General features: G+C 72.0%; 5 protein-coding genes. 2 read left to right on the top strand and 3 right to left on the bottom strand.

Features of this window, described 5'->3' with window-relative positions; translation table 11 throughout:
* Positions 1–395 (bottom strand): SDR family NAD(P)-dependent oxidoreductase (locus FNH09_RS43005; protein ID WP_152895307.1); only part of this gene is annotated, 395 nt, incomplete at its 3' end.
* A gap of 130 nt (positions 396–525) precedes the next feature.
* Between FNH09_RS43005 and FNH09_RS43000 the strand changes: the two genes are divergently transcribed.
* Positions 526–1,371, top strand: coding sequence for a hypothetical protein (locus FNH09_RS43000; RefSeq protein ID WP_152895306.1), 846 nt, complete (start codon positions 526–528; stop codon positions 1,369–1,371).
* A 66-nt stretch (positions 1,372–1,437) separates the two neighbouring features.
* On the opposite strand, the gene FNH09_RS42995 is transcribed toward FNH09_RS43000, so the two are convergent.
* Together FNH09_RS42995 and FNH09_RS42990 are read right to left on the bottom strand one after the other, a co-directional pair.
* Complete coding sequence (locus FNH09_RS42995) at positions 1,438–3,315, bottom strand: MFS transporter (protein ID WP_162469956.1); 1,878 nt, start codon at positions 3,313–3,315, stop codon at positions 1,438–1,440.
* Positions 3,316–3,506: 191 nt separating this feature from the next.
* Complete coding sequence (locus tag FNH09_RS42990) at positions 3,507–6,272, bottom strand: D-alanyl-D-alanine carboxypeptidase (RefSeq protein ID WP_338017855.1); 2,766 nt, start codon at positions 6,270–6,272, stop codon at positions 3,507–3,509.
* A 238-nt stretch (positions 6,273–6,510) separates the two neighbouring features.
* Between FNH09_RS42990 and FNH09_RS42985 the strand changes: the two genes are divergently transcribed.
* Positions 6,511–7,269: a GOLPH3/VPS74 family protein gene (locus FNH09_RS42985; RefSeq protein WP_152895304.1), complete on the top strand. Its 759-nt coding sequence runs from the start codon at positions 6,511–6,513 to the stop codon at positions 7,267–7,269.
* The last annotated feature ends 70 nt before the right edge of the window (positions 7,270–7,339 follow it).

Raw genomic sequence — 7,339 nt, 5'->3', positions numbered from 1 at the left:
GCCTTCAGCCCCGGCAGGCATGCCCGCGTCATCCGCAGTGAGCCCAGCAGGTTCACGTCGAGCACCGACCGCCAGGTCGTGAAGTCCGCGTCCTCCAGGCCGCCGAAGTAGGAGTCCCAGGCCGCCACGTGCACCACCGCGTCGATCCCCCCGAACCGCTCCGAGGCCAGCCCCGCCAGCGCGGCGCACTGCCCCTCGTCGGTGATGTCGGTCGCCCGGTACGCGGTGTGCGCGCCGCCCGGGTCGATCTCGGCGGCGCTCTTGGCGAGGTTCGCCTCCGTCCGCGCTCCCAGCACGGCGTTCCCGCCGTCCCGCACCACCGCCGCCGCCACCTGATGACCGAGCCCGGCCCCGACTCCCGAGACGACGACGGTCTTGCCGTCCAGCAGTGACATCGCGTACCTCCCGGGTATGGCGCATTGTCTGACGGACCGTCAGAGTATGGGCGTCCGGGAACGGACGGAAGAGGCCGGAGGCGGCCGGAAGCGGCCGGGAACGGCCGAAGGAGCGAGGAAGGGGAACGGCATGAGCGAGGAGACCCGCCGTGACGTGGACGCGTACGCCGAACTGGCCGCCACCGGCCCCTACGGCGTCCGCCCCGGCCACGCCCTGATCACCATGGTCGAGCCGCACCCGGGCCACGAGTACGCCTACAACCGCTGGTACGAGGACGACCACTACTACGCCGGCGCGATGGCCATGCCCTGGATGTACGCGGGCCGCCGCTGGGTCGCCACCCGGGACCTGCAACTCCTGCGCTACCCGGAGAAGTCGGCGGTCGCCCAGCCGGTGACCGCGGGCTGCTACCTGTCGACGTACTGGATCACCGAGGGCCGCTACGACGAGCACATGAAGTGGACCGTCGCGATCAACAAGCGGCTCAACCGGGACGCCCGCGTCTACCACGACCGCACCCACGTCCTCACCGCGTTCCAGGACCACGAGACGACCGTCTACCGCGACGGCGCGGCCGGCCCGAGGGACCGGCACGCCCTCGACCACCCCTACCCGGGGCTGGTGCTGGAGGTCGTCGACGCGGAGTCCGGCGCCCGGCGCGCCGAGCTCCTCGACTGGCTCCGCTCCCGCCATCTGCCCCGGCGGATCGCGGGCTCCCCGGCCGCGCTGGTGACCGTCTTCCGTCCGACCCCGCTGCCCGGCGACCGCATGACCTACGTACGGCAGGTCGAGGGCGTCGACACCCGGCTGACCCTGCTGTGGTTCCTGGAGACGGACCCGCGGGAGTGCTGGGAGAAGCACTTCACCGGGCTCGACACGGCCCTCGCCGAGTCCGGTCTGGGCCGGGTGGAGCTGGTGGCGCCGTTCGTCCCCACGGTGCCGGGCACCGACCGGTACGTCGACCGGCTGCGCTGAGCGACCCGGACCGGGGTCGCCCCGGCCCGTCCGGACCGGGGTCGCTTCAGCCCTTCGGGACCCGGTTCACTTCAGCCCGTCCGGGCAGGGCGTCCCGCGCGGCACCGTGTACGGAGCCGCCAGCCGGTAGGTCCCCGCCTTCGGCGCCAGCAGCACCGTCCACCGGTCGCCCTCGGCGTCCTCCTCCGTCTCCATCAGACAGCCGTTGACGTTGTGGTACGACTTCGGCTCGCCCTCGGCCCGGTGCTTGGACGCCTTGGTCTCCTGCGGCGGCTCCAGCTTCTTGCCGTCGGCGTCGACGATGCTCAGCCACGGCGAGTACGGGATCCGGATGGTGATGCGGCCCGGCCTGCTCACCTCCATGGTCAGCTCGCCCTGCTCGGCCCGGTCCACGACCGCGTTCGGCTCGGCGAGCGACGCCGGGTCGGTCACCTGGAACAGCTGCCAGTTGTCGTCGCCCCACACCTGCTTCAGATACGGCAGCCCGCGCCGCAGCAGCTGCCGCTCCCGCTGCCCGCCGTCCCCGTCGGGCTCGTCCTTGGGCAGCACGACGTAGTGCACGGCCCACCGCTGGAGCCACTCGTGATAGTTGGCGGAGTTGAGCGTGTCGTCGTAGAAGACGGGGTTGCGCTCCATGTCGGCCTGGCGGTTCCAGCCGCGGGCCAGGTTGACGTACGGGGCGAGGGCGGAGGCCTCGCGGTGCGAGCGGGCCGGGACGACCTCCACCCGGCCCTTCTCGGCACCGGCCACCTGGAGCTGGTTGACCAGCGGCGCCAGCTCGCGCGCCCAGGACGCGGCCGGGGTGGTGTGGATGATGTCGTCGACCGTCTTGAAGCCGATCCAGCCGGTGAAGGAGGCCAGGGCCAGCACGAGCGCGTACCACTTGCGTGTGCGCCGGACCGTGAAGGGCAGCGCGGCCACCAGGACGACGCCCGCGAACAGCATCGCCAGCCGGGTGATGTTGGAGCCGATCTGCGAGCTGATCAGCCACACCAGCAGCACCGAGAGCCCGTACACCGCGGCCGTGATCCGGACGGTCTTCCAGTCGGCCGGTACGACGGCGTAGGCGACCCCCGCGCACAGCAGCGGCAGGATGACCGACCCGAAGGACATCGGCTGGGTGCCGGAGAACGGGAACAGCCAGGCCGACACCGCGACCACGGCGGTCGGGCCGAGGCCCAGCGCCCAGGCGCCGGGGCGCCGCTTCTGGAGGAACAGCGCGGCCGCGACCAGTCCCACGAACAGGCCCGCGACCGGTGACGACATGGTGGCCAGCGCGGCCAGCGGGGCCGCGCAGCAGGCCTTCGCCCACCGTTTGTGGCGCCAGCGGTACGGCCAGCAGAACACGGAGGCGACCGCGGCCAGCGCGAACATCGTGCCGAGCCCGAAGGTCACCCGGCCCGAGATGGCGTTGCACAGGAAGGCGAGGACGCCGGCCAGCGAGGCCCACAGGGGGTTCCGGACCGACCGGCTGCGCAGCAGGATCAGCGTCAGCAGCCCGGCCGACGCCGTCCCGGCGATCATCATCGTCGTCCGGACGCCGAGCACCGACATCAGATACGGCGACACCACGCTGTAGGACACCGCGTGCATACCGCCGTACCAGGCGAGGTTGTACGCCGAGTCCGGGTGACGGCCGACGAACTCGGCCCAGGCGTCCTGCGCCGCCAGGTCCCCGCCACTGTTCGCGAACGTGAAGAACCAGACGACGTGCAGGATGCCGGCCAGCGCGGTGACGTAAAGGACGGGGTGCTGAAGCAGACGCTGGCGCAGAAGGTAGAAGGCGATCCGCAGCCGTGCGTTGCCGCCGTCGCCCCCGGAGCCGGTCCTATCGGACCTGGACCCGGACCCGGACAGCGGTATTCGCGGGTCGGTGTCCGAGCCCGGGGCGTCGTCCGCTCCCGGACCGGTGTCGTCGGCGCGTGTCGGCTCCGCTGTGGCCACCTGAAGGCACTCCCCGTGTCCCGTCTTCCGTTCCCGTCCGCTGGCCGTTCTCCTCGGCTTCACGGCGGCGTTTCCACGACAGGCGACCTGTCCTGTTTCGCGACGCTAGCACGCACCCCGCCGACGGGCTCCCGGGTGGGGCCGTGCGACGGGGTGCGCGGGCGCGAGGGCGGCCGGTCGGCCGGGCGCGATCAGCCGAGACGTGTGACCTTGTCCATGAAGCCCGGTTCGGCCAGGTCCGTCTGGAGAGCCACCGGAACCTGCACCCCGACCGAGTCGCCGGAGCCGTCGCCGACGGTGAGCGAACCGACCTCGGTGCCGGCCTTCGCGGAGTGCGGCACGTCGCCGGAGTCGAAGGTGAGCTTCACCTTCAGTCCGGCCCAGCCGACCGCCGAGACGTCCTTGGTGACGACGACCGGGGTGTGGTTGCCGAGCCGGTCGTCGACGTACCCGACGACATCGCCCTTCTTCAGGATCTTCGCCGAGGTCATCGCGTCCTGTGCGGCGAGCAGCGCGGTCTTGCTGACCGCGTTGACCGTGTCGATGATCGGCGCCTTGTGCTGGCCGAGGACCGCGCCGACCAGGGTGACGGTCTCACCGCCGACCTCCTTGGTGGCGGCGAAGAGCAGGTTGCCGCCGGCCTTGGTGGTGGAGCCGGTCTTGATGCCGAGGGCGTTGTTGTACGGGACGAGCGTGTTGTAGTTGCGGTGCTTCTGGCCCGACGGGTCGGTCCAGCTCGGCAGCTTGGTGATGTCCATCAGGGCCTGGATCTTCACCAGCTCGTGGCCCAGCTTCACCTGGTCCTGCGCGGTGGAGACGGTGGTCTCCTTCAGGCCGGAGGCGTCGGTGTACGTGGTGTTCGTCATCCCGAGCTGCTTGGCGGTGTCGTTCATCTTCTTGATGAACGCCGCCTCGCTGCCCGCGTCCCAACGGGCCAGCAGCCGCGCGATGTTGTTCGCCGACGGGATCATGACAGCCGAAAGAGCCTGTTTCTGGGAGAGCTTGTCGCCTTCCTTGACGGTGTTGAGCGTGGACTCGCCGTCCTTGTCGTAACCGCCCTCCTTCTCGGCGGTGGCGTCGACGGGGATGCTCGCGCCCTCCTCGCCCGGCTTCATCGGGTGGTCCTTGAGCACGACGTACGCCGTCATCGCCTTGGCGACCGAGCCGATGGCGACCGGCGTCTGCCGGCCGAAGTCGTCCATCGAGCCGATGCCGTTGACGTCCATCCAGCCCTGGCCCTCGCTCGGCCACGGCAGGTCGACCTTGTCGCCGTCGAAGCTGTACGAGTCCTCGGCGGTGAGCGTCAGGGCCGCGGCCGGCAGCGGACGTACGGCCTGCACGATCGCAAACACGATCACCAGCAGGACGACCAGCGGGGTCCAGATCTTCACCCGGCGGAACGTCGTCCGCAGGGCCGTCTCCGGCGGCGGCGGAGTGTTCGTCAGCTCGGCCAGCAGGTCCAGCGGCGGCTTCGGCGGCAGCGGCTGCTGGGTGGTCCGCTCCGGCCCGACCTGCGGTACGACGCTGGTCACGTCCGCGGGCCTGGGCCCACGGGTGTCCGTGTCGTCCAGCGGCTTGAGCGCGACGAACCTGCTGGTGCGCTCGGGGTCGGCCGCGGGGGCCTTGGCGGCGGGCTTCTCGGCCGCCTTCTCCGGAGCCTTCTCCGGGGTCTTCGCGGCCGGCTTCTCGGGAGCCTTCGCGGCGGGCTTCTCCGGGGCCGTGCCAGGCTCGGGGCGCTTGGTGGCGCCGCCCAGCTTCAGCATGGTCGTCGGCTGGTCGACGGCGGGCTTCTCGGCCGCCTTCTCCGGAGCCTTCTCCGGGGTCTTCGCGGCCGGCTTCTCGGGAGCCTTCGCGGCGGGCTTCTCCGGGGCCGTGCCGGGCTCGGGGCGCTTGGTGGCGTCGCCCAGCTTCAGCATGGTCGTGGGCTGGTCGACGGCGGGCCGGGTCGGGCGCATGGCCTTGAAGACGGCGGTGGGCTGGTCGACGAAGCGTTCGGCGGCGGGCCCGGACCCGTCACCGTCCTCAGGACCGGCGTCGGCGTCGGCGTCCGCCCCGGTCTCGGGCTCGGTCTCCGGCTCGGCGTCCGGGGTCCGCCCCTCGGACTCCCCGTCAGTCGCGTCGGCCTCGGCGTCGTCGCCGTCGGCGTCCTGCGTGGCTTCCTCGGCCGCCGCGTCGGCGTCGGAGTCCTCGGCGTCCTCGGCGTCCTCGACGTCCGCGGAGTCCTCGGCGGCGTCCCGAGGGGCGTCCTCGGGGCTCTCGGCGCCCTCGTCGGCGCCTTCCGCGTCCTCGTCGGCCGCGGCCGCGTCCGGGCCCGTACCGGCCGTCCGGTCGGCGGAGCCGACCCAGGCGGCCACAGCGGCCCGCAGACGCGCGTCATCCTTCGGGGCGGGCTCGTCCCCGGCGCTCGCGTCCTCGGCCTCTCCGGCAGCCTCGGAGCCCGACTCGTCGGCCTCCTCGGCCGCGCGGTCGGCCGACTCGTCGTCAGCCGCATCGGCGGCCGTCCCGGCCGTCTTGGCGTCCTCGTCGCCGTCCGCGTCCTCGTCCAGGTCGCCGTCGGTGTCGTCCGCGTCGTCGTTCGTGGTGTCGTCAGCGGCGTCATCCGCGCCGGAAGAGGCACCGTCGGCCGCCGCGTCGTCGTCGGCGCCCTTCTCGGCCGCGTCGCCCTCGGCGGCCGTGTCCTCGGTCACTTCGGCGGTCGTGTCCTCGGCGGTCGTGTCCTCGGTCACCTCGTCGGCGGGCTCCGCCGCGTCCGTCTCCTCGGCGTCGGCGGCCGACTTCCGTACGGAGAAGACCCGCGTCGCGGTGTCGACCCCGCCGCGGGGCGACGATTCCCGCGCCACCGCGAGCCGGGGATCGCGCACCGCGCCCCGGGCCTCGGGAACCGCGCCCGCGCTCCCCGACGTCGGTTCTGCCGACGACTCGCGCTGCTTCGACCTGTCGGGGGACTCGCCCGCCACCGATGCCTCCTCCATAAGCCGCGCGCCCGTCGCGCGGCTGCCGAACCGTGTGAACCGCCGTCCGTGACAGCGCTCGACACACTGCCGGGACCATGTACCAGTGTCCTGTGTGAGAGCTCGGCTTCTGCGGTAGACGAGAACGACATACCTGCCGGTTCCCTCACGAACCGGTCACGCACCCTCGACAGACCAATGTGAGAGGGGTCACCCTGTCATTCATCCACGCGGGGAGGCATGGATGGGCAGGAGCCGCAGAACAATTCCGGAGGAGCTTCTGCTGCTGGCACTGGACCCGGCCACGGGTACCACTGCACAGCCGCAGTCGCTCGACCTCGGTCTGGCCGGAGCACAGCTAGTGGAGCTGGCGCTGGCCGGACGGATAGCCCCAGACGGGGATCGTATCGCCGTGGTGGTACCACGGCCGACTGGAGATCCAACTTTGGACTGTGCGTTGGAGCTGCTGCGCAGGCGCGGCGCTCCCGTGCGGGCGGTCAACTGGATTGGCGGGCCACGGCTGGGGCTCCGTCAGACCTACCTCTCGCATCTGGAGCGGTGCGGCATGGTGCATGCCGTGGCCGGTCAGATGTGCGGGGTGCTGCCGACGACTCGCTACCAGGCGACGGACACCGACATCAGCCGGGAGATCAGGGCCCGGCTGGACTCCGCGATCCGCACCGGCGTGCCGCCGGACCCGCGGACCGCGGCGCTCGCCGCGCTGGCACACGCGGTCGGCCTCGGCAAGCACCTGTATCCGGGCAACGAGGGACGCTCGTCCCGCTCCCGGCTGCGGGACCTGATCAGGCACGACCCCATGGGCGGTCTCGTGGCGCACGCCGTGATGGACGTCCAGAACGGCGTGGGAGCGCAGCCGCGCCGCAACGGCCCTGCCCCGGCCGGCCGCCAGGCCGGAGCGGGAGCCAGGTCCGCGCCGGAACCCGCTCGTGGTGTTCCGTCGCAACCGCGTCATGGCTCGATGGCGCGCGCCGTGGCCCACTGAGCCGCAGTCCCACGGCATTTCAGACCCGTTCGGGAGCCGCTGATGAAGCGGGGTGGCACGACCTCTCGGT

The sequence above is a fragment of the Streptomyces adustus genome, from assembly GCF_009377175.1.
GTDB lineage: Bacteria > Actinomycetota > Actinomycetes > Streptomycetales > Streptomycetaceae > Streptomyces > Streptomyces adustus.
The sequence above is the reverse complement of the archived record's forward strand: the minus strand, read 5'-3'. Positions and strand labels throughout refer to the sequence as shown.

Bases quoted from the DNA above. Each gene is read 5' to 3' on its own strand.
- FNH09_RS43000 (WP_152895306.1), top strand. From the start codon at position 526: ATGAGCGAGGAGACCCGCCGTGACGTGGACGCGTACGCCGAACTGGCC.
- FNH09_RS42985 (WP_152895304.1), top strand. From the start codon at position 6,511: ATGGGCAGGAGCCGCAGAACAATTCCGGAGGAGCTTCTGCTGCTGGCA.